The organism is Vibrio sp. Y20_XG_PY13 (assembly GCF_024181925.1).
In the GTDB taxonomy this organism is placed as follows: domain Bacteria; phylum Pseudomonadota; class Gammaproteobacteria; order Enterobacterales; family Vibrionaceae; genus Vibrio; species Vibrio parahaemolyticus.
On the sequence record NZ_JAMZAL010000005.1, the window covers coordinates 38,689 to 61,399 of the forward strand.

Consider the following 22,711-nt stretch of genomic DNA (forward strand, 5'->3'; position numbering starts at 1 on the left):
ATCGTTTAGCGTCTCATAACATTCAATGTTTGTCTCTGCTTCATCGGCTAAAATCCTGAGCTCAATAAGGTTTATTAAGTCGAGACAAAACAAAACCAGAGCAATGCTCTGGTTTTGTAGAAATAAGATAACGACGTGTTAATGCGCTTTTTACTTACTTCAAACTTGAGTAGTAAGCGGCAAGGTTTGCAATATCGTCATCAGAAAGCAGCGACGCTTGAGCCTGCATTACCGCAGCAAGACCACCGTTACGTTCTTTGTTTTTGTAAGCCTTGATTGAGCTCACGATGTACTGCTCGTTTTGCCCTTTCAAATTTGGGTAGCCTGGAATCGTCGCGTTACCGTCTGCGCCATGACATGCCGCACATACTGCAGCTTTAGCTTGTCCCGCAGCGGCATCACCCGCCAGAGCTTGGCCACTCAACATGGTTAGTGCAGCCACTGCACCGATCATTACTCTCTTCATTGCTTCACCTAATCGTTTTTTATTTGAGATAGTTATGGTCGATATTGTGACATGAATTACAAAGGCTTGCGCCAAATGAGTTCACAGTCTTGGCCACTAAATGTTTGATCCACAAACAAGTCTGCGACTGCAACAACTTGGTCTTTGTACATCAAAATCGGGATCTGACGACGTAACCAGCTTGGCACATTGTATTCTTGGAATAACTTTTTCAGTTTACGACTGCGACTACGTGTTGTGGGGTGTGCCGACAAACCTTCGGGATTGAAAGTAACCCTCAATAACTCGGGGTGTGATGGCAGCGAAATATTTGGCTGATGAGAACCCGAACTAAGCGTTAACGTCCCCAAACTCTCTGGTAAAATCAGTGGCTCATCGATTTGGATATGGCCTTGCCAACTCGTCACATCGGCATGAGGCGTAACCCAGTACAATTTGTTTTGGAATCGTCGGATCTCTCCTTGTTTGAGTTTAAGCTTTGGATTGGCATCTTGTTGTGCCAATGCCACTTCTTGCCAAATCAAGCGCAATTGAGTTTGACTCGGCATATTGGCATTCAATTTACTCAACCACATACGAATCAAACGCGCTTGAGCTAATTCACTATGGATAGCTAACTCATCAATACTTAAGCTCAAATCCGCCTGTAGAGCACGCGCAAACACCGAACCTAGGAGCTCATCCAATAACGCTTCTTGCTGAGCACATAAGCTTGCGCTTCGTTGCACCGCTTGATGAATACTCGGCCAACGCTCAGACAACTCAGGGACGATACGATGACGTAAAAAATTTCGATCGTAGCGCGTGTCTTGGTTACTTTCGTCTTCTACCCATTCCAAACCAATGTTCTTCGCCGTCGCTCCTATCTGCTCGCGCTTGATGTTAAGTAGCGGGCGAACTAATGTGCCACCAGCAAACGGCATACTTTCTGCCATCGAAGATAAGCCCTTAGGTCCACTTCCACGTTTCAACGCGAGTAAAAATGTTTCGACTTGGTCGTCGGCATGCTGACCTGTTAGCAATAAGTCGCCACGATTGATATGACGAGCCAGAGCTTCATAGCGCGCTTCACGTGCCAGCGATTCAATGCTCTCCCCACTATTGGTATCTAGGTTCACACGCTCTACCGAGCACGAAATACCTGCTTGTTTCGCCCATACTTGACACTTATCGGCCCAAATGTCCGCATTTTCACTCAAACCATGATGAACATAAACCGCGTGGCAAGAGAGGGAGTTTTCTTCTCGATAACGGCGAAGTAATTCAAGTAACAAGCGCGAGTCCACACCACCACTAAACGCGACAACGACCTTCGTTTGAGGTTGATAATAGGTGTTCAATACATGAGAAAACTGCTGGTAAAGCGATTCCATAAGCGATCCGATAGGTACAAAAAAGGGTTAGACATATGTCCAACCCTTTCTATTTTATCCGTTATCTCGCGAGATATCAGCAGTAACCGTAGTTCATTAGACGTTGGTAACGGCGTTCACGTAGCGATTCTTCATCTAGCTGCTCAAGATCTTCTAGCTGACGAAGTAGCGTCGCTTTCATGTTTTCAGCCATTTTAACGTGATCGCGGTGCGCGCCACCTAGTGGCTCTTCGATGATCTCATCAATTAGCTCAAGTTCTTTAAGGCGAGGAGCAGTTAGACCCATTGCTTCTGCTGCTTGAGGCGCTTTGTCAGAATCACGCCATAGGATTGAAGCACAACCTTCTGGAGAAATTACTGAGTACGTAGAGTACTGAAGCATGTTCACGTAGTCGCCTACACCAATAGCTAGTGCACCGCCTGAACCACCTTCACCTACAACGTTACAGATTACTGGAACTTTAAGGCCAGACATCACTTTTAGGTTTTTCGCGATAGCTTCAGATTGACCACGCTCTTCTGCACCAACACCTGGGTATGCGCCAGCTGTGTCGATGAATGTGATGATTGGCATGTTGAAACGCTCGGCCATTTCCATCAAACGTAGTGCTTTGCGGTAACCTTCTGGCTTTGGCATGCCAAAGTTACGTCTTACTTTTTCTTTTGTCTCACGGCCTTTTTGGTGACCAATGATCATCACAGGACGACCTTCAAGACGTGCAATACCACCGACAATCGCTTTGTCGTCTGCGAATGCGCGGTCACCCGCGAGTTCGTCAAACTCTTCAAATACGTGTTGAACGTAATCAAGCGTGTACGGACGTAGTGGGTGACGAGCCAGTTGAGCTGTTTCCCATGCACCTAGGTCGCTGAAGATCTTCTTCTTAAGTTCTAGGCTCTTCTTCTCAAGCTGTTCGATTTCTTTATCCAGGTCAATTGCAGAATCACCACCATGACGTGATACGTCACGTAGTGCTTCGATTTTCGCTTCTAGTTCTGCAATTGGCTTTTCAAATTCAAGAAAGTTTAGGCTCATCTATGAATCCTTGTTGACTCAGCGTCTGACATATTGCGCTGAATTTTTTAGTTAAATTCGAGTTCTACCTGGCTTTTGCCAAGCAACTGTTTTAAATCGTCTATTAATGTATCACTTGGCGTTACTCGCCATTCGGTGCCCAATGTTAACCGCGCTCTGGCGTCGGCACGCTGGTAGTATACATTGACGGGTACGGTTCCGGCTTTGTGCGGTTCTAAAATACGACTAAACTGCTCAAAGAATTGATCATTGATCTGGTTAGCATCAATTGATACCGACAGACCACGTGCGTATTTTTCGCGCGCGCTGCCGAGATCCATAACTTCACGCGCCGACATTTTAAGGCCACCGTTGAAGTCATCAAAGCTGACCTGTCCCGAAACCACCAAAATTCTGTCTTTTTCGAGAAGTTCAGCATACCGATCAAGTGCATCGGAGAACAGCATTACTTCCATTCGACCACTTCGGTCGTCCAACGTCATGATACCAATGCGAGTACCTCGCTTGGTTGTCATCACTCGCGCAGCAATAACTAAACCTGCTACCGTTACCGATTGATCGCGACGTGTTGGGGTCGCGTCTTTTAGTCGACAACTGGTGTATTTGTTTAGTTCCTTTAAATACGCGTTAATGGGGTGCCCGGTCAAATATAAACCGAGTGTTTCGCGCTCCCCTTCTAGCCAAACCTTTTCTGGCCATGGTGGCACTTGCGTGTATTTATTCTCAACTTCTTCTGGTGCATCGGTCAACACACCAAACATATCGCCTTGGCCAAAGGCCTCTGCTTGGTGATGTTGGCTGGCCGCTTTAACGGCATCGTTCAGTGACGCCATCATCGCCGCTCGATGAGGACCAAGTCGGTCAAGTGCACCTGCATAAATCAGCTTTTCGATGACGCGCTTGTTAACACGTTTGAGATCGATACGAGCACAGAAATCAAATAGATCTTTAAAGTGACCACCTTTGTTTCGCGCTTCTAGTATCGCATCGATAGGGCCTTCACCCACACCTTTGATTGCGCCGATACCGTAAACAATCGCACCGTTTTCATCAACGTTGAAACGGTATAAACCGGAGTTGATGTCTGGCGGCAACACGGTGAGTTTCATGCGGAAACATTCGTCCACCAGACCAACTACTTTTTCGGTGTTATCCATATCGGCAGTCATTACCGCCGCCATGAATTCAGCTGGATAGTGCGTTTTAAGCCACAACGTTTGGTAAGACACCAGTGCGTAAGCCGCTGAGTGCGATTTGTTAAAACCGTAACCTGCGAACTTTTCTACCAAGTCGAAGATTTTCATCGCCAACTCGCCATCAACACCGTTCTTCACTGCCCCTTCTTCGAAGGTTGCACGCTGCTTGGCCATTTCTTCCGGCTTTTTCTTACCCATCGCACGACGCAGCATGTCCGCACCACCAAGGGTGTAGCCAGACAAAACCTGCGCAATCTGCATTACCTGTTCTTGATACAGAATGATGCCGTACGTCGGATCGAGGATTTCTTTCAGTGACTCGTGTTGCCACTTTTCATCGGGGTAAGAGATCGCTTCTCGGCCATGTTTACGGTCGATAAAGTTATCTACCATGCCCGATTGCAACGGACCCGGACGGAACAAGGCCACCAATGCGATGATGTCTTCAAAACAGTCAGGCTGAAGTCGTTTGATCAGCTCTTTCATACCACGCGATTCAAGCTGGAATACCGCAGTGGTCTCTGAGTTTTGGAGTAAACGAAACGAAGCCGGATCTTCCAAAGGTATCGACTCGATACGAACAGGAGGTTTACCTTCCTTCTCCAAGCGCGGGTTAATCAACCCTAATGCCCAGTCGATAATGGTTAGAGTACGTAGGCCCAAGAAGTCAAACTTAACCAGACCAGCAGTTTCTACGTCGTTCTTATCAAACTGAGTTACGGGGAAATGCCCTTCCGCATCCGCATAAATTGGCGCAAAGTCTGTAATCGTGGTTGGTGAAATTACAACACCACCCGCGTGCTTACCAGCGTTACGTGTACAACCTTCTAATAGGCGACACATATCGATGAGTTCTTTAACTTCCTCATCGGCCTCATAAAGCTCAGGCAGAGCAGGCTCGGCTTTAAACGCTTTTTCTAGCGTCATACCCGGATCTGGCGGAACCAGTTTCGAAATACGGTCAACGAAACCAAATGGGTGACCAAGAACACGACCAACGTCACGGATTACCGCTTTCGCCGCCATCGTACCGAATGTGATGATCTGAGATACGGCATCGCGACCGTACATTTCGGCAACGTGATCAATTACTTGGTCACGCTTATCCATACAAAAGTCGACGTCGAAATCGGGCATGGATACACGTTCTGGGTTCAAGAAACGTTCGAAGAGCAAGTCATATTCAAGCGGATCAAGATCGGTGATTTTCAGCGCGTAGGCCACCAAAGAACCGGCACCCGAACCACGACCAGGACCGACTGGAATCGCGTTGTCTTTCGACCACTGGATGAACTCCATTACGATCAAGAAGTAGCCTGGGAACCCCATTTGGTTGATTACGTCGAGTTCGATTTGTAAACGCTCGTCGTATTCTGGACGGCGCTTTTTGCGCTCTTCTTCATCAGGAAATAGGAACTCTAGACGCTCTTCCAAACCTTCTCGTGACTTCATAACCAAGAATTCAGTTTCTTCCATCCCTTCTGTTGGGAAGGCTGGCAAGAAGTATTCACCCAAACGAACGGTCACGTTACAACGCTTGGCAATCTCGACACTGTTTTCTAGCGCTTCTGGAATATCAGCAAACAGCTCACACATTTCCTCTTCAGTGCGAAGGTACTGCTGCGGGCTGTAATTTTTTGGTCGGCGTGGATCTTCTAGTGTGTAACCATCATGAATCGCAACACGAATCTCATGCGCATCGAAAAGGTCTGCACTTAGGAAAACCACTTCGTTTGTCGCGACCACGGGCAAGTCATGTTGCTCAGCGAGATCGATGGCAAAGTGCAAGTACGTCTCTTCATCCGGACGGCCTGTACGAATCAATTCTAGATAGAAACGGTCCGGGAAATGCTGTTTGTAAAACTCTACACAGCTTTCAACCAGTTTACGGTTACCTTTAAGCAGCGCTTTGCCTATATCGCCATTTTTAGCACCAGAGAGAACGATTAAGCCTTCTGACATCTCGGCCAGCCACGCCCTATCAATCACAGGTTGGTGCTGAACGTGGCCACGTAAATATGCTTTGGAAATCAGTAACGTGAGGTTCTTGTAACCTGCATTGTCGGCAGCAAGTACTGTCAGCTGGGTCAGTTCTTCACCAAATTCATCAGATTGCATTTTGAAATCTGCACCGATGATCGGTTTAACGCCGGAGCCATGCGCTGTGCCATAAAACTTCACCAAACCACATAAGTTGGTGAAGTCAGTCAAAGCCATGGCAGGCATACCAAGCTCGGCGACTTTCTTGACTATCGGTGGAACTTTATTGATACCATCCACCATCGAGAAATCACTGTGAATACGAAGGTGGACGAACTTGGGATCTGACATTAACAGGTACCGTGTAACTCTATTTTGTTTGGGATTCTAACCTAAAGGGGGCTGGGTTTATAACACCAATCCGCCCAATTTATTAATCTAAGCCTAAAGCTTTCTTTACTGGTTTGAAGCTCTTACGGTGCTCGCTTATCACACCATGTTGCTCAATTGCTTCAAAGTGCGCTTTGGTTGGATAACCTTTGTGCTTCGCAAAGCCGAATTGCGGATATTGTTTATCCAGCTCTTCCATCTCTTGGTCGCGCACAACTTTAGCAATGATGGAAGCGGCACTGATTTCAGCCACTCTTAAATCGCCTTTCACCACAGCTTGAGAATCCATTGGTAGCTCAGGGCAACGATTACCATCGATCAGCGCTAAATCTGGCTGTACCTTCAATCCCGCAATCGCACGTTGCATGGCAACCATGGTAGCTTGCAGAATATTCAGTTCATCAATCTCTTCGGGAGAGCAACGGCCTACCGCCCACGCTAGCGCTTTTTCTTTGATTTCAGGAAGCAGTGCCAGACGCTTTTTCTCGCTCAGCTTCTTAGAGTCATTCAAGCCTTCGATTGGGTTATTGGGATCGAGGATAACTGCAGCGGTGACGACATCTCCAACCAAAGGGCCGCGTCCAACTTCATCGACTCCGGCGATCAATTGGTAACCTTGAGGGTATTCAAACGGAGGGAGCTCTACTTTTGCTTTTGTCGTTTTTGCTTTCGCGACCATGGTACTTCTCTATTTTTCAATCAATTTCAATACTGCATTCGCAGCTTGTTGATCCGCGTCTTTACGAATCCAATGATGCATTTCGGTGAACTTATCAAGCATTGGCTTATTATCACTCTCTAGCAAACGAGAAACTTCATTGAACAAGTTGTCTGGTGTGCAATCGTCTTGAAGATACTCTTTAACCAGTTCGTCATCTGCGAGAATATTGGGTAGTGACACGTACTTAGTTTTCAATAGGCGCTTGGCCAGAAAGGCGGTAAAGGCATTGACGCGATAGCCAACAACCATAGGACGTTTAAGCAACATGCACTCTAACGCTACCGTTCCAGATGCTAGCATTACCGCATCAGAGGCTGTAATAACATTGCGAGCCGTATCATCCACCAATTTGAAGTCAAGCTCGGGCGCATGCTCTTTCCACGCTTGCTCAAATTGCTCTCGACGTTTTTGATTAACTAGCGCAACTACAAAGCCCAAACCTGGGTATTTTTGGTGCAGAAGCTTGCACGTCTCAATGAATGGTTGAGAGAGCATCTTGAGCTCACTACCACGGCTACCCGGTAAAACTGCTAACCATTTTTTGTCTTGTTCAAGTCCTAGCAGATCTCGCGCAGGCGCTTGCTCAGATTGCAAAGGAATAGCATCCGCTAAGGTGTGGCCGATAAACTCACAAGGCACGTTAAATTTATCGTAAAACGCCTTTTCAAACGGTAGAAAAGCCAGGACCAGGTTGGTCGCAGCCTCGATTTTGAAGATACGCTTTTGACGCCACGCCCATACTGAAGGGCTCACGTAGTGCACGGTTTTAATGCCTGCTTGCTTTAAATCTAACTCTAGACGCAAGTTAAAATCTGGCGCATCAATACCGACAAAAACATCTGGCGGGTTCTGAGTGAAGTACTTAACAAGCTCAGCTTTTACTTTTAACAAACGAGGTAATCGTCCAAGCACTTCAACTAAACCCATTACAGCTAACTCTTCCATATCAAAAAGAGATTCACAGCCTTGCGCGATCATCTTTGGCCCACCGATGCCAACGAACTCTGCATTCGGGTATCGTTCTTTCACTGCCTTGATAAAGCCTTCCCCTAGCGTGTCACCAGATAACTCGCCAGCAATGATGCCAATACGTAATGGTTTTTCCATATCGATTTCGCCCTATGTACTATGGATAAGGGATTCCTTATCCATAAAACACAAAAAGACCGCAGCCCTAATTGGGCGCGATCTTTTCCACTTATTGATTCATTCGTGAATTAACGAATGATACCACGTTCCGTTGTTTCTAGAATGTCAGAAAAACGCTTCACTGCAGGCCATTCTTGTGCCATTTCTGCAAGAATCGGTTTCACTTCTTCTAGCGTTTTACCAGAGCGGTAAATTTCTTTGTACGCTTTTTGTAGTGCTCGAATTTCTGGTTTCTCAAAACCATTGCGCTTCAAGCCAACTAGGTTCAAACCAAACGGCGTAGCATGGTTACCTTGAGCAAGTACGTAAGCAGGTACGTCCTGAACAACCGCAGAACAACCACCAACGTATGCATAAGCGCCTACCGTACAGAATGGGTGAATAGCAGAAAGTGCCATTACACCAGCGTGATCTTCTACTGTTACATGGCCACCTAGAATCGCATTGTTACCAATGTGAGTATGGTTGCCTACTACGACGTCATGCGCGATGTGCGCATTCACGCACAGTAGGTTGTCGTCGCCAATCACTGTTGTCGCTTTGTCTTGCACAGTACCACGATGAACCTGAACCGCTTCGCGAATCACATTACGGTCACCGATAACCACGGTTGTATCTTCGCCACCATACTTCTTGTCTTGGTTTTCTTCACCAATCACTGCATGTGGGAAAATACGGTTATCTTTACCAATTTTGGTATGGCCTTTGATTACTACGTGAGACATGACTTCAGTACCTTCACCAATCTCCACCGTTGAGGTGATGTAGGTAAAAGGACCAACCGTCACGTTAGCGCCAATTTTTGCGCCTTCTTCTACCACCGCAGCTGGGTGGATTTTAGCGGTTTCATGAATCATATTAAAACTCTCGACGAGCACACTTCAGCTCTGCTGAACACACTACTTCGCCGTCAACTTTTGCTACACCGCTAAATGCAGCAATGCCACGACGCTCTTTTAGAAATTCAACTTCAATAACCATTTGGTCACCAGGAACCACAGGTTTACGGAATTTCGCGCCGTCTACACTCGCAAAGTAGTACAACTCGTTTTCTGTCGGTGCACCAAATGATTTAAATGCTAGTAGGCCAGTAGCCTGAGCCATAGCTTCCAGAATCAACACACCTGGGAATACTGGTAGTTGAGGAAAGTGACCTGTGAACTGAGGTTCGTTAACCGACACATTTTTAATTGCGTGAAGGTACTTCGCTTCTTGGAAGTCAATCACTCGGTCGATCAATAAGAATGGGTAGCGATGAGGTAGTAGCTCTTGAATTTCAGAGATGTTCATCGTTTTCTTTTCAGTAGTCAAAGTCGTCTTCCTATATCAATTCTCTTAACCAAGATGGCAAGGCAGCGGCAAAGGCCGCAAACTGGGAAATGCCTGCAAAGTGTATACCAGCTTGATAATAAATCTACTAATAGCGCGTCATTATAGAAGAAAAAGACCCGCATTTCGCGAGTCTTTGTTCAGAATATGGAACTAAGATTCTTCTTTCTGCTCCAGCTGTTTTTCAACAGCTTTCAAGCGTTTGTTCATCTCGTCAATACGGTGAACACGAGTTGCCGTCTTGCGCCATTCTCTGTTCGTCTGTAATGGGATACCTGATGAATAAAGACCCTTTTCTTCGATACTGCGCATTACCATGCCCATACCGGTGATGGCAACACCATCTGCGATAGTGATGTGGCCATTTAGAACCGACGCGCCGCCGATCTGACAGTACTTACCAATTTTAGTACTGCCGGCGACAATAGTACCACCTGGCATCACGGTACCATATCCGATCTGCACGTTATGTGCGATTTGAAGTTGGTTATCAAGAATCACATTATCTTCAATAATGGTATCTTCAAGTGCACCACGGTCAATCGTAGTACATGCACCAATCTCGACGCGGTTACCAATGCGCACAGAACCAAGCTGAGGGATTTTAATCCACTCGCCTTTATCGTTCGCATAACCAAAACCGTCAGAGCCAATGACTGTGCCAGATTGAACCAGACAGTCATCGCCTAATGATACTTCATGATAAATTGTCACATTAGCCCAAAGCTTGGTGTTGTTCCCCAGCTTCGCGTTTTTACCGATAAAGCAACCTGCGCCGATAACAACGTTATCACCCAGTTCAACCCCCGTTTCAATAACCGCGTTTGCGCCAACTGCAACGTTTTCACCCATCTTCACATCGGATGCAATCACTGCACTCGGTGCAATGTCTTCAGCAGGTTTTGGTGTGGTATCCATAGCCTGAACAACACGAGCGAATGCAACATAAGGGTCAGCAACGACGAGTGCATTACCAGCACACTGGTCCTTATGCTCTGCCTTCACCATCACCACTGTTGCTTTACATTCAGATAGATGCTTTGCGTATTTTGGGTTAGACAAGAAAGTCACGTCACCTTCTTGCGCTTTATCCATTGGAGCTACACGGCCAACGACGAGTGACTCGTCACCAAATAGCTCACCCCCGGTAATTGTCGCCAACTCGGCTAATGTCAATTTTTTCATAACTTCTTATTTTAGAGCTTTAATTACGTCTTCTGAGATATTGTATTCTGGTTTGCCGTATTGCAGTGCAGAAATATCAATAACTAGGTCGTAACCTTTTTTGTCTGCTACTTTCTTCACAGCATCTTGGATTGTTTTGAATAGCTTCGCTTTCTCTTCTGCTTCACGACGAGCGCTTGCTTTCTCTAGAGCTTGAGCTTTTACTTTGTATTCGCTGTCTAGCTTAGCGATGTCGATACGCAATTTCTCAATTTCTTCCTGACCTAGAAGCTCACCATCACGTTGTAGTTTTTCAATCTTGGTTTTAGCTTGCGCTTGAATTGATTTCAGCTCATCAGCTTTGCTCTTAAAGTCTTTCTGCATTTTTTGTAGAACGACTTCACGTTGAGGAAGAGCTTGGAAAACTTGAGCAGTGTTTACGTAAGCGATTTTCTGTGCAGCTTCGGCTGCGTTTGCAAACATTGAAGAGCTCAGTACAAGAAGGCCAATCCCAGCCGCTTTGATCATTTTATTCAAAATATTTTCCTCTTTAGAAAGTTCTACCGATAGTGAATGTGAAGAACTCTTCATCATCGCCATCAAATTTCTTAATTGGTTTCGCTAGTGAGAAGACTAGAGGCCCCATTGGAGACATCCACTGCAACGCCGCACCATAAGATGAACGGTAGTTGGTTGGATCTGAGTAATCGTAGTAGTAACGGTCACCATATTCTGCACCAGAGTCGCGATAGTCAAACTCGGTATCCCAAATACTTGCCATATCGAAGAAAATACTGGTTCGAATTTGGTTGCGAACTTCGTCCGACGCAAATGGTGTAGGAACAATAAGCTCGATACTTGCTAGCGCTACTGCGTTACCACCAACAGAATCGTCTGTAGCAGTATCAGCACCATTGTTCGAGCCAGAGTAATCACGATAAACCGCTTTCGGACCTACGCTGTTAGAGCCGAAGCCACGTAGTGTCGTAAAGCCACCTGCGTAATAGTTTTCGTAGAATGGGAACAAGTTATCGTTGCCATCCGTCTGACCGTAACCGTTACCATAACCTAAGCGACCACGGAACAAGAGCGTGAACTCATGCTTCTTAGTCAAAGGCACGTACTGACGCACATCGTACTGCATTTTGAAGTATTGAACGTCAGAGCCAGGTACGGTCATCTTGTAGAATGCACGTTGGTGGTTACCCGCTGTCGGGAAATAACCGCGGTTCAGGTTGTTACGAGTCCAAGAGATATTGAAATCAAAGTCGTTGGTGTTTAACGCACCGCTTGAGTCGATATTGTCTGCTTGAGCTTGCAAGAATTGCTCTACCTGCAAGTAAGGTGACAAGTTACCGATCTTGTTGTGGGTATAACCAACGCCGAATTCAAAACGGTTCAGTTCATCAAATGGGAAACCCCATGTCAAACTTGCACCATAACTTTGGTTGGTATAGTCAACGATACCCGCTTCCGATGCTTCAAATTCATCGTAGAAAATCTTACCGCCCAAGCTTACACCATCAAGGTTCCAGTATGGGTCGCGGTAGTCTAAGCTCACGTTCTTTTGATAGTCGTTCATCATCGCGTTGATACCAACACGGTTACCACTACCTAAGAAGTTGTCTTGTTGCAGACCAACTTGGAAGCTGACGCCCGATTCTGTACCGTAGCCAACACCAAAGTTTACGCTGCCTGAGTTCGCTTCTTTAACCGAGTAAACCAGATCAACTTGATCATCACTACCTGGTACGCGAACCGTTTGTACTTCTACGTTTTCAAAATAGCCAAGACGGTTAAGACGTGTCTTACCAGTTTCAATCGACTTGGAGTTTAGCCAGCTGCCTTCCATTTGGCGCATTTCACGACGCAACACTTCATCTTTCGTTGAGTTATTACCAGTAAAACGAATGTCGCGAACGTAAATTCGATTACCTGGATCAACATTCACAACCAAGGAGACTTGTTTGTTTTCATCGTCAAATTCAGGGATGGTGTTTACTTGAGGGTAAGCGTAGCCAGATTCACCAAGCACACGCTTGATGCCTTCTTCCATCGAAGTCACAAGAGAACCGTTGTACGTTTCATTGTCTTCGAATGGAACGAGTCGTTCGAAGGTCGCTTCTTCACCAATCAGGTCACCGCGGAATTTTACATCTTTAACGGTGTACACTTCGCCCTCTTCCAAGCCAAGAGTAATGTATACCCCTTTCTTGTCAGGAGAGATCGCAACTTGTGTAGAATCAACGTTAAATTTCAGGTAGCCGCGGTCAAGATAGAATGACTTCAGCGCTTCGATATCACCAGCAAGCACTTGCTTTTGGTATTTTTCGTCCGCGAGGAAATTCCACCAAGGCACATCAACGTTCAAGTTGAAACGAGAAAGAAGTTCTTCATCCGAAAAGACTTCATTACCGATAAAGTTGATTTGCTGAATTTTTGCCGACACGCCTTCCGTGAAGACAAATTTCAAGTCAGAACGGTTACGTGGCAATGGAGTCACAACCGCTTTCACTGTTGCGTTGTACTTACCAACACTGTAGTAAAAATCTTCCAAGCCTTTTTCGATGTTACTTAGCGTAGTACGGTCAAGCGCTTCACCTTCACGAACGCCAGATGCATTCAGGTTTTCTTGTAGCTGCTCGTCCTTGATCGCTTTGTTGCCTGAGAATGAGATGCTTGCGATAGTTGGACGCTCTTTCACTTGAACCATCAACACGCCACCATCACGCAGCACTTTTACATCTTCGAAGTTACCAGATGCGTACAGTGCGCGGATAATCTCTGCAACATCGCCTTGGTCAATGGTATCACCGACACGTACAGGCATTTTTAGCAACGCCGCACCAAGTGCTACACGCTGCAATCCATCGATTTCAATATCTTGAACTACGAAGTTCTCTGCTCCGTTTGCAGATACACTGGTCGCCAGTAAACTTGCAAACAGAATTCGCTTAATCGCCATACTTGTTTTAATTATTCCTTGCTACTGCTTTTGTCTCTGAACTATCACAGACGAGTAAAATCATTAAATAGCGCTAACGCCATGAGCGAGAAGATGATTGCACCACCAATTCTAAAGCCCATTTCCTGTACTTTTTCTGGGACTGGGCGTCGGATAACGGCTTCAATTGCGAAGAACAATAAATGACCACCATCCAACATAGGTAACGGAACGAGGTTAATAATACCTAGGTTAACACTAATTAGAGCGAGAAAACCTAAAAAGTAAACTAGACCGTAGTCCGCCGTCGCACCCGCACCTTTTGCAATCGAAATTGGGCCGCTCAGATTGTTAAGACCGACATCACCAACAATCAGTTTTTTCAACATGCTGACGGTCAAACCAATCACTTGGCCTGTCTTATCAACCGCTTTACCAATTGATTCGAATACACCAAACTGCAGCTCGAAGCGATAACTTTCTGGCCATTCTGCGACTTCAGGTGCGATACCTGCGAAGCCAACCACTTGTTTGTTAGCCAGCTCACGACTGTCTGGTGTTAATGTTAGTGATTGCTCAATGCCTCGGCGTAATACCGTCAACTCGATTGGAGTATTTGGATTTGAGCGTACAGCATCTACGACTTGTTTCCAGTCATTGATAGGCTCACCACCAATCGCGATGATTTCATCTTCTGGAAGCACACCTGCTTTCGCGGCTGCACCATCTTCAGAAACTTGCTTAATAACACGATAGATTTCTGGTGTATAAGGAGCAAAGCCAAGTGAATGCATCGCAGATTCGGTTTCTGGATCAAATTTCCAGTCACGAAGGTCCAGCGTTTTCGTCACTTCAGCGCCAACTTCTGAGTCTGACGTCAGTGTTAGCGTCATAGCGTCATCACCAATATGAGAAATTAATCCCATATTAACTGATTCCCAATCCGGAGTTTTGATGCCTGATACTGCTTTTAGTTCCATTCCAGATTCAATTCCTGCCTCAGCAACAATCGAATTGGGCGTAACTTCACCAATTACGGGTTTTACCGCTGGTACACCAATCAGGAAAACCAACCAATAAGCAAAAATAGCAAATAAGAAATTAAAGATAGGGCCAGCTGCAACAATAGACGTTCGTTTCCAAAGCGGCTTTTGATCAAAGGCTAAATGTTTTTCACTTTCTGGCACATCGTCAACACGGCTATCTACCATTTTGACGTATCCACCAAGAGGAATCATTGAGATAGTGTATTCGGTTCCGTCTTGACCAACTTTTCGCCAAATAGACTTACCAAAACCGATGGAAAATCTTTCAACCTTCACGCCACAACGACGAGCAACCCAAAAGTGCCCAAACTCGTGCACGGCAACGAGAATGCCCAGTGCAACGATAAAAGAAACAAGATTCCACAAAATACCAGTCATTAGCTACGCTCGCGTATAATTTCTAGGGCGATAGTTCGAGACATTCTATCTAGCTCTAGCAAGCTTTCCAAGCTATTCGCATTCTCAGGTTTGCAGCTTGCGGTGATTTTATGCAAAACCAATTCATTGATGCGAGCTATGTCTGTAAAACCAAGGCGATTATTTAGAAACGCATCAACAGCAACTTCATTGGCTGCATTTAGAGCAGTAGTCGCATGTTGCCCTTCGTAACACGCGTCAATCGCAAGCTTCAAACAAGGATAACGAGCAAAGTCTGGTTGCAAGAATGTCAATTCACCTACTTGAGTAAAGTCTAGCGGTTTTACACCGGCATCAACACGAGAAGGATAAGACATTGTCAGCGCAATTGGTGTTGCCATATCTGGCTCCCCCATTTGCGCCAGTACCGAACCATCACGATACTGAACCATTGAATGGATTACGGATTGCGGGTGAATAATCACTTTTAACTGGTCACGAGCCGCATTGAATAGCCATTTTGCTTCAATGTACTCAAGACCTTTATTCATCATAGTCGCAGAATCGACCGAAATCTTTGGCCCCATAGACCAGTTAGGGTGCGCGATTGCCTGTGCTGGCGTTACGCTGTCGAGATCGGCAATGTCAGCGTAACGGAATGGACCGCCAGATCCGGTTAACAGAATACTAGAAATGCCATGCTCATCTAAGTTACAGCGGCCAAGATTGGTTTGAACTTGCTGTGGTAGGCACTGGAAAATAGCATTATGTTCACTGTCTACTGGCAGCAACTCTGCCCCGTATTGTTCAACGGCATCAATAAACAACTGCCCAGACATGACAAGCGCTTCTTTATTCGCCAGCAATACGCGCTTGCCCGCTTTAACGGCCGCCATGGTTGGCAACAAACCCGCTGCACCAACGATGGCTGCCATTACGCTATCTACTTCTTCTAATGAAGCCACATGACAAAGTGCATCAACACCACCTAACACTTCTGTATTTGGTGAAATGGTGTGGATTTCTGATTGCAGAGCAACAGCCGCAGCCTTATCCGCCATTACCGCGAATTTAGGCTGCCATTGGCGACAAAGTGCCACCATCTTTTCAACGTTAGTGCCAGCAGCCAGTGCGACCACAGAAAACAGCTCTGGGTTTTGTTCAACCACTTTTAAGGTGCTTGCACCTATTGAGCCTGTTGCACCAAGAATCGTTAACTTTTGCATGATGTAAGACCGTTAGAAAAATTCAGGAGCGATGAAGCCGCTCCCGATAAATTAGAATACGTAGTATAGAAGAGCAAAGACTGGAAATGCAGCAGTCAGGCTATCAATGCGATCTAATACGCCACCGTGGCCTGGAATGATGTTACTGCTGTCTTTGATGCCAGAAACACGCTTAAACATGCTTTCGACTAAATCACCTAATACAGAAATCACGACCGTGATCAACGTAATGATGATCATATGAATTGGGCTCGTGAACTGGATATTGAACCAATCGGCGAACAACCAGCCAACAATCAGTGCCGCGATGATACCGCCAATAAGACCTTCAATCGTTTTGTTGGGGCTAACATGTGGTGCCATCTTGCGCTTGCCTAAACTTTTACCAGCGAAGTAAGCACCGCTGTCTGCAGCCCATACCAAGAAGCAAACGTACATTACGAGCTTTGCACCGTGGTATGGATCTACCGAAATGTCTGAGGCTCTTAGAATGATTACACTCCAAAGAAAAGGGAGTAATGTCAGAAAACCAAAAACATGTCGTAAAACAAGATTGCCTTGCCAAGATTTTGTGGTTTTCGGGTAAGTAATTGCCATCAAGCTCGCAATAATCCACCACACAAAACCAAGCCCTAACACAACATAATGAGGTGTACTTAAATGGTTTAAGCTATGTGCGTCAGGTGAGATAAAGAGAAAACTAAGTCCGGTAACAACGGCTGCCGGAATTAGTGCAGCAATGCGAGAATTGCTTTCTGTAAATTGTGTCCACTCCCAAAAACCTAACAGTGTTATCGCCGTCAACGCGATAATAAAGCCCATTAGGGGTAACTTAAAAATACCTAAAATAACCAGGGGAGCTAAAATTAGTGCTGTTATTATTCTCTGTTTCAAACTAATTAGTCCTTATTGAGCCGTCATCAATGCCTTTACTTGTTCACCAGTACAGCCAAAACGACGCTCACGGTTAATAAACCACGTCACAGCTTCAACTAAGCTGTCTTCGTCAAACTCTGGCCAAAACTCTGGCGTAAAGTACATTTCAGCATAAGCCATTTGCCACAGCATGAAGTTGCTGATGCGGCATTCGCCACTAGTACGGATCAAAAGATCCACCTCTGGTAGGTCTGCCATGGTCAAATGCTCAGTGATTAACTGCTCATTAATATCTTCTACACGAATTTCACCGTTACGAGCTTTAAGCGCTAGTGCTTTAGCCGCTTCTGTGATGTCCCATTTACCACCATAATTGGCCGCAATGTTAATCACCATACCGGTGTTGCTTGCCGTTAGATTTTCCGCTTCTACAATTTTCTTTTGTAGGCGCTCACTAAAGCGGCTTGTGTCACCAATAACACGTAACTGTAAGTTGTTTTTATGTAGCTTTTTTACTTCACTAGACAGGACTGTGATGAACAGTTCCATCAAAAGACCAACTTCTTCCTCCGGACGACGCCAGTTTTCGCTACTAAAAGCAAATAATGTCATCGCTTTAATGCCAAGTTTGGAAGCCGCAGCAACGGTCTTACGAACGGCATTAACGCCTTTTTTATGGCCAAATACGCGAGGTTTTCCTTTGGACTTAGCCCAGCGACCATTACCGTCCATGATGATGGCAATATGCTTAGGGAGGGAGTCAGAGAAGGCTTGAGAATTTTGCATAGGGAGTTAATTGAGTTCCATCAGTTGGATAGATTAACACAAAAAAACGCTGCACTGTGAGCACAGCGTTTTCCAACAGTGATGTAGGTGGGAGTATTAAACTTCCATCAACTCTTTTTCTTTTGCAGCAAGAACTTCGTCGATCTTCTTAACTGCTACGTCAGTCAGTTTTTGGATCTCTTCTTGTGCTTTACGATCTTCGTCTTCAGAGATTTCTTTATCTTTTAGAAGCGCTTTTAGATCGTTGTTTGCGTCACGACGGATGTTACGTACTGCAACACGACCACCTTCAGCTTCACCACGAACGATCTTAACTAGGTCTTTACGACGCTCTTCTGTTAGCGGTGGAAGTGGAACGCGAATGATAGTACCAGCAGACATTGGGTTTAGACCAAGGTCAGACATCATGATCGCTTTTTCAACTTTTTGAGTTAGTTCTTTGTCGAAAACTGTGATTGCTAGTGTACGTGCGTCTTCAGCTACAACGTTCGCTACTTGGTTAAGAGGAGTAGCAGCACCGTAGTACTCAACAGAGATACCAGATAGTAGGCTTGGGTGTGCACGACCAGTACGAACTTTAGAAAGGTTGTTCTTTAGCGCTTCAACGCTTTTGTCCATGCGCTCTTGCGCGTCTTTTTTGATTTCGTTAATCACGGTTTCACCTTAAAAATGTCATCTTTCTTGAAGAAAGCTTAAAAGGGTTGAGCAAAGCGAAACGCCATCCAACGTTGCTTGGATGGCGTATTAGAATTATGCGTCAGAGTTGATCAGCGTGCCTTCTGCTTCGCCCATCACCACGCGACGTAGTGCGCCTGGCTTGTTCATGTTAAATACGCGGATAGGCATTTTGTGGTCACGAGCAAGTGTGAACGCAGCCAAATCCATTACTTTAAGCTCTTTATCCAGAACTTCTGCGTAAGATAGCTTATCATACAGCTCTGCGTCTGGGTTTGCTACTGGGTCAGCAGTAAATACGCCATCAACTTTCGTTGCTTTTAGAACTACGTCAGCTTCGATTTCGATACCACGTAGACACGCAGCAGAGTCTGTTGTGAAGAATGGGTTACCAGTACCTGCTGAGAAGATTACAACGCGGCCTTGACGAAGTTCGCGAATTGCATCAGCCCAATTGTAGTCGTCACATACGCCTTTAAGAGGAATTGCAGACATTACGCGCGCATTTACGTATGCACGGTGAAGAGCGTCACGCATCGCAAGGCCGTTCATTACTGTAGCAAGCATACCCATGTGGTCACCCACTACACGGTTCATACCAGCTTCTGCAAGACCAGCGCCACGGAACAGGTTACCGCCACCGATAACTACACCAACCTGAACACCCAGTTCAACAAGTTCTTTAACTTCTTGTGCCATACGATCAAGGATCGCAGGATCAATACCAAAACCGTCTTCACCTTGAAGAGCTTCACCACTCAGTTTTAATAGAATACGTTGATACGCTGGTTTAGGGTTCGTAGTCATGGAGTTTACCTTCCAAAGAGAGTTGTTGATTAACAGTCATGAATAATCACAAGCTTGCTTATGGTTATTCATCACGGCTAATCGTCTACTGCTCATAAAAAGACCGCAGCCAAGGCCACGGTCTAATCTTTGCACAAGTCTCTAAGGATTAACCTTTTTGAGCTAGTGCTACTTCTTCAGCGAAGCTTAGGCCTTCTGCTTTCTCGATACCTTCACCAACTTCTAGGCGAACGAATGTAGCAACTGAAGCACCTTTTTCTTTCAGCATTTCACCTACAGTTTTCTTAGGTTCCATGATGAATGCTTGACCAGTTAGAGAGATTTCGCCTGTGAATTTCTTCATGCGGCCAACAACCATCTTCTCAGCGATCTCAGCTGGCTTGCCTTCGTTCATAGCGATTTCAACTTGAACTTCTTTCTCTTTAGCAACTACGTCAGCTGGTACGTCTTCTGGGTTTACGTACTCTGGCTTAGAAGCAGCAACGTGCATTGCTACGTGCTTAAGAGTTTCAGCGTCGCCTTCACCAGCAACAACTACACCGATTTTCTCACCGTGACGGTAAGAAGCGATTGCAGTACCTTCAACGTATTGTACGCGACGGATGTTGATGTTCTCGCCGATTTTAGCAACTAGAGCAACGCGAGCTTCTTCGAATTGCGCTTGTAGTTCTTCAACTGTAGCTTTTGAAGCTAGCGCTGCAGCTGCAACTTCTTGTGCAAACGCAGTGAAGTTACCGTCTTTAGCAACGAAGTCAGTTTGGCAGTTAACTTCAAGAAGAACAGCTGAACCGTTTTCTTCTTTGATGATGATCGCACCTTCAGCTGCAACGTTACCAGCTTTCTTAGCTGCTTTCGCTGCGCCAGATTTACGCATGTTTTCAATTGCTAGTTCGATGTCAGCGTTTGCTTCTACAAGCGCTTTCTTACATTCCATCATGCCAGCGCCAGTGCGCTCGCGAAGTTCTTTAACTAGAGCAGCAGTTACAGTTGCCATTCTCTATTCCTCGTTTGATTCGAAATAAGGTAAAAAACAGGGGCCTACATTGTCGGCCCCCGATGCTAACTATAACTCAGTCTATGCTACAACAAGGTTTCACATAAACTAAGTGTGACACAGAGCCGCTATTATTCAGCTTCTACGAAGCCGTCTTTTTCAGCAACTACTGCAACGTCTTTGTTGCGACCTTCAGTTACTGCAGATGCAGCAGCGTTTAGGTATAGTTGAACTGCGCGGATCGCGTCGTCGTTACCTGGGATGATGTAGTCAACGCCGTCTGGGTTAGAGTTAGTATCTACCACAGCGTATACTGGAATACCTAGGTTGTTAGCTTCTTTGATTGCAATGTGTTCGTGATCAGCGTCGATTACGAATAGAGCGTCTGGTAGGCCGCCCATGTCTTTGATACCACCAAGAGATTTCTCTAGCTTCTCCATTTCACGAGTGCGCATTAGAGCTTCTTTCTTAGTTAGTTTGTCGAAAGTACCGTCTTGAGATTGAGTCTCAAGTTCTTTTAGACGCTTGATTGACTGACGAACAGTTTTGTAGTTCGTTAGCATACCGCCCAACCAACGGTTGTTCACGTAGAACTGGTTGCTAGCGATTGCAGCTTCTTTAACAGCTTCAGATGCAGCGCGCTTAGTACCTACGAATAGAACTTTACCTTTTTTCTCGCCAACTTTAGCTAGTTCAGCTAGAGCTTCGTTGAACATTGGTACAGTTTTTTCTAGGTTGATGATGTGAACGCGGTTACGAGCACCAAAGATGAATGGCTTCATTTTTGGGTTCCAGTAACGAGTTTGGTGACCGAAGTGAACACCAGCTTTCAGCATATCGCGCATTGATACAGTTGCCATTTTAAAATCCTCTATGGGGTTAGGCCTCCACATCCCCCATAATTCCGACCAAGCTTCTGCTCAGCACCCCGGAACATGTGACGGAATGTGTGTGATTTAAAGATAAAAAGGTTAATCGGATGAAGCTTGCTTCGCCGCTTAGCTTTTGCAGAGCGAAGAGAACAGTCCTCTATTCCGGCGCGCTTTATATCATATTTTAGCTCAAGATGGCTAGTAAAAATTGTTTCTTATACTTGTCACATTAGCAGGAATGCTACCCTACTCTCGGCCAGATTCTATTACTACACTTCAAGTAAGAATGACTCATATTCTTAACTGGCTTGGGTTAACCGCCAGATGTCTGATAGAATGCGGCCATTCGCACGTTTACGTGCTTACGAATAAGTAGAGAAAGCCAATGTCAATCAAGATTAAAACTGCTGAAGAAATCGAACGCATGCGCATTGCGGGCAAGCTGGCCGCAGAAATTCTAGAAATGATCGAACCACATATTCAGGTGGGAGTTACGACAGACGAACTGAACAAAATCTGTCATGAATACGCTCTAGAAAAAGGCGCATACTCTGCACCGCTTGATTACCATGGTTTCCCTAAGTCGATTTGTACGTCTATCAACCATATTGTTTGTCACGGTATTCCTGCTGAAAAAGACGAGATTGGTAGCAACGGCCAAATGAAGCCGGCGGTACTAAAAGATGGCGACATTCTTAACGTTGATATCACGGTGATCATCCCGAACAATGAGAACGCAGACCTAAGCGTACGCCCTCAAGGCTACCACGGTGACACATCTAAAATGTTCCTAGTCGGTGATGTTTCACCAGCAAACAAACGTCTATGCATGGTTGCTCAAGAAGCTCTTTATGTCGGTATGCGTAGCGTTAAACCTGGTTCAACTGTTGGTGATATCGGTACAGCTATCGAGAAATACATCAAAGAAAACAATAAGAACAACCCTCGCAATAAGTTCTCTATTGTTAAAGACTTCTGTGGTCACGGTATCGGTGATGAGTTCCACGAAGAACCACAAGTGGTTCACTACAAGAACAAAGACCGCCGCGTACTTAAAGAAGGCATGTGTTTCACTATTGAACCAATGATCAACGCAGGTAAGTTCGGTTGTACTGTTGACGCACAAGACGACTGGACTGTATACACAGGTGACGGCAAAAACTCAGCGCAATGGGAACACACTATCGTGGTAACCAAAGATGGTTGTGAAGTATTAACGCTACGCAGCGATGATACGATTCCTCGCCTAATGAAAAATGCGTAACCAAGAATGACTTCAATATCCCCGCTCATGCGGGGATATTTTTTATCTCCGCGAGATTTG

At 45.6% G+C, this 22,711-nt stretch carries 20 protein-coding genes; 1 reads left to right on the forward strand and 19 read right to left on the reverse strand.

Features of this window, described 5'->3' with window-relative positions; genetic code table 11:
- Nucleotides 1–154: 154 nt before the first annotated feature.
- From NL646_RS13315 to rpsB, 19 genes are all read right to left on the reverse strand, one after another.
- On the reverse strand, nt 155–466 hold the full coding sequence (locus NL646_RS13315; RefSeq protein WP_020838641.1) for a cytochrome c: 312 nt from the start codon (nt 464–466) through the stop codon (nt 155–157).
- Nucleotides 467–522: 56 nt separating this feature from the next.
- Complete coding sequence (gene tilS / locus NL646_RS13320; protein ID WP_086609335.1) at nt 523–1,839, reverse strand: tRNA lysidine(34) synthetase TilS; 1,317 nt, start codon at nt 1,837–1,839, stop codon at nt 523–525.
- Nucleotides 1,840–1,915: 76 nt separating this feature from the next.
- Complete coding sequence (accA, locus tag NL646_RS13325) at nt 1,916–2,875, reverse strand: acetyl-CoA carboxylase carboxyl transferase subunit alpha (protein WP_005480969.1); 960 nt, start codon at nt 2,873–2,875, stop codon at nt 1,916–1,918.
- Between the two features lie 47 nt (nt 2,876–2,922).
- Nucleotides 2,923–6,402 (reverse strand): DNA polymerase III subunit alpha, encoded by a 3,480-nt coding sequence (dnaE, locus tag NL646_RS13330; protein WP_005487225.1) that lies wholly within the window; start codon nt 6,400–6,402, stop codon nt 2,923–2,925.
- Nucleotides 6,403–6,484: 82 nt separating this feature from the next.
- Entirely contained in the window at nt 6,485–7,120 is a 636-nt protein-coding gene (gene rnhB / locus NL646_RS13335; protein WP_005456701.1) for a ribonuclease HII, read from the reverse strand.
- A gap of 9 nt (nt 7,121–7,129) precedes the next feature.
- Nucleotides 7,130–8,269, reverse strand: coding sequence for a lipid-A-disaccharide synthase (gene lpxB / locus NL646_RS13340; RefSeq protein ID WP_005456712.1), 1,140 nt, complete (start codon nt 8,267–8,269; stop codon nt 7,130–7,132).
- A 110-nt stretch (nt 8,270–8,379) separates the two neighbouring features.
- Nucleotides 8,380–9,168, reverse strand: a complete 789-nt coding sequence (gene lpxA / locus NL646_RS13345; RefSeq protein WP_005456706.1) for an acyl-ACP--UDP-N-acetylglucosamine O-acyltransferase — start codon at nt 9,166–9,168, stop codon at nt 8,380–8,382.
- Nucleotide 9,169: 1 nt separating this feature from the next.
- Entirely contained in the window at nt 9,170–9,622 is a 453-nt protein-coding gene (gene fabZ, locus NL646_RS13350; RefSeq protein WP_005456699.1) for a 3-hydroxyacyl-ACP dehydratase FabZ, read from the reverse strand.
- Between the two features lie 171 nt (nt 9,623–9,793).
- On the reverse strand, nt 9,794–10,825 hold the full coding sequence (gene lpxD, locus NL646_RS13355) for a UDP-3-O-(3-hydroxymyristoyl)glucosamine N-acyltransferase (RefSeq protein WP_005456719.1): 1,032 nt from the start codon (nt 10,823–10,825) through the stop codon (nt 9,794–9,796).
- Between the two features lie 6 nt (nt 10,826–10,831).
- Nucleotides 10,832–11,341 carry an OmpH family outer membrane protein gene (locus NL646_RS13360; protein WP_005456715.1) on the reverse strand — a complete coding sequence of 170 codons (510 nt, stop codon included), beginning with the start codon at nt 11,339–11,341 and terminating at the stop codon, nt 10,832–10,834.
- A 13-nt stretch (nt 11,342–11,354) separates the two neighbouring features.
- Nucleotides 11,355–13,769: an outer membrane protein assembly factor BamA gene (gene bamA / locus NL646_RS13365; protein WP_005456717.1), complete on the reverse strand. Its 2,415-nt coding sequence runs from the start codon at nt 13,767–13,769 to the stop codon at nt 11,355–11,357.
- Nucleotides 13,770–13,813: 44 nt separating this feature from the next.
- Complete coding sequence (gene rseP / locus NL646_RS13370) at nt 13,814–15,172, reverse strand: sigma E protease regulator RseP (RefSeq protein ID WP_005456697.1); 1,359 nt, start codon at nt 15,170–15,172, stop codon at nt 13,814–13,816.
- On the reverse strand, nt 15,172–16,377 hold the full coding sequence (gene ispC, locus NL646_RS13375; protein ID WP_005456710.1) for a 1-deoxy-D-xylulose-5-phosphate reductoisomerase: 1,206 nt from the start codon (nt 16,375–16,377) through the stop codon (nt 15,172–15,174). Before ispC ends, rseP begins: the two co-directional genes overlap by 1 nt.
- 51 nt (nt 16,378–16,428) lie before the next feature.
- Nucleotides 16,429–17,271 (reverse strand): phosphatidate cytidylyltransferase, encoded by an 843-nt coding sequence (locus NL646_RS13380; RefSeq protein ID WP_005480977.1) that lies wholly within the window; start codon nt 17,269–17,271, stop codon nt 16,429–16,431.
- A gap of 12 nt (nt 17,272–17,283) precedes the next feature.
- On the reverse strand, nt 17,284–18,039 hold the full coding sequence (locus NL646_RS13385) for an isoprenyl transferase (RefSeq protein ID WP_005480970.1): 756 nt from the start codon (nt 18,037–18,039) through the stop codon (nt 17,284–17,286).
- 96 nt (nt 18,040–18,135) lie between these two features.
- On the reverse strand, nt 18,136–18,693 hold the full coding sequence (frr, locus tag NL646_RS13390) for a ribosome recycling factor (RefSeq protein ID WP_005456723.1): 558 nt from the start codon (nt 18,691–18,693) through the stop codon (nt 18,136–18,138).
- A gap of 96 nt (nt 18,694–18,789) precedes the next feature.
- On the reverse strand, nt 18,790–19,521 hold the full coding sequence (gene pyrH / locus NL646_RS13395) for a UMP kinase (RefSeq protein WP_005484104.1): 732 nt from the start codon (nt 19,519–19,521) through the stop codon (nt 18,790–18,792).
- A 148-nt stretch (nt 19,522–19,669) separates the two neighbouring features.
- A complete protein-coding gene (gene tsf, locus NL646_RS13400; protein WP_005456729.1) occupies nt 19,670–20,515 on the reverse strand; it encodes a translation elongation factor Ts in 846 nt (281 codons plus the stop codon).
- Nucleotides 20,516–20,646: 131 nt separating this feature from the next.
- The gene (gene rpsB / locus NL646_RS13405) at nt 20,647–21,375 is read right to left on the reverse strand and encodes a 30S ribosomal protein S2 (protein ID WP_025522344.1); all 729 of its coding nucleotides are present in this window, start codon (nt 21,373–21,375) and stop codon (nt 20,647–20,649) included.
- Nucleotides 21,376–21,772: 397 nt separating this feature from the next.
- Here rpsB and map point away from each other — a divergent pair, with 397 nt between their 5' ends.
- Nucleotides 21,773–22,651, forward strand: a complete 879-nt coding sequence (gene map / locus NL646_RS13410) for a type I methionyl aminopeptidase (protein WP_253664325.1) — start codon at nt 21,773–21,775, stop codon at nt 22,649–22,651.
- Nucleotides 22,652–22,711: the final 60 nt, after the last annotated feature.

Excerpts from the sequence above, each read along its gene's own strand:
- NL646_RS13315 (WP_020838641.1), bottom strand. The coding sequence starts at position 466 with ATGAAGAGAGTAATGATCGGTGCAGTGGCTGCACTAACCATGTTGAGT.
- tilS (WP_086609335.1), bottom strand. The coding sequence starts at position 1,839 with ATGGAATCGCTTTACCAGCAGTTTTCTCATGTATTGAACACCTATTAT.
- accA (WP_005480969.1), bottom strand. The coding sequence starts at position 2,875 with ATGAGCCTAAACTTTCTTGAATTTGAAAAGCCAATTGCAGAACTAGAA.
- dnaE (WP_005487225.1), bottom strand. The coding sequence starts at position 6,402 with ATGTCAGATCCCAAGTTCGTCCACCTTCGTATTCACAGTGATTTCTCG.
- rnhB (WP_005456701.1), bottom strand. The coding sequence starts at position 7,120 with ATGGTCGCGAAAGCAAAAACGACAAAAGCAAAAGTAGAGCTCCCTCCG.
- lpxB (WP_005456712.1), bottom strand. The coding sequence starts at position 8,269 with ATGGAAAAACCATTACGTATTGGCATCATTGCTGGCGAGTTATCTGGT.
- lpxA (WP_005456706.1), bottom strand. The coding sequence starts at position 9,168 with ATGATTCATGAAACCGCTAAAATCCACCCAGCTGCGGTGGTAGAAGAA.
- lpxD (WP_005456719.1), bottom strand. The coding sequence starts at position 10,825 with ATGAAAAAATTGACATTAGCCGAGTTGGCGACAATTACCGGGGGTGAG.
- bamA (WP_005456717.1), bottom strand. The coding sequence starts at position 13,769 with ATGGCGATTAAGCGAATTCTGTTTGCAAGTTTACTGGCGACCAGTGTA.
- rseP (WP_005456697.1), bottom strand. The coding sequence starts at position 15,172 with ATGACTGGTATTTTGTGGAATCTTGTTTCTTTTATCGTTGCACTGGGC.
- ispC (WP_005456710.1), bottom strand. The coding sequence starts at position 16,377 with ATGCAAAAGTTAACGATTCTTGGTGCAACAGGCTCAATAGGTGCAAGC.
- NL646_RS13385 (WP_005480970.1), bottom strand. The coding sequence starts at position 18,039 with ATGCAAAATTCTCAAGCCTTCTCTGACTCCCTCCCTAAGCATATTGCC.
- pyrH (WP_005484104.1), bottom strand. The coding sequence starts at position 19,521 with ATGACTACGAACCCTAAACCAGCGTATCAACGTATTCTATTAAAACTG.
- tsf (WP_005456729.1), bottom strand. The coding sequence starts at position 20,515 with ATGGCAACTGTAACTGCTGCTCTAGTTAAAGAACTTCGCGAGCGCACT.
- rpsB (WP_025522344.1), bottom strand. The coding sequence starts at position 21,375 with ATGGCAACTGTATCAATGCGCGATATGCTGAAAGCTGGTGTTCACTTC.
- map (WP_253664325.1), top strand. The coding sequence starts at position 21,773 with ATGTCAATCAAGATTAAAACTGCTGAAGAAATCGAACGCATGCGCATT.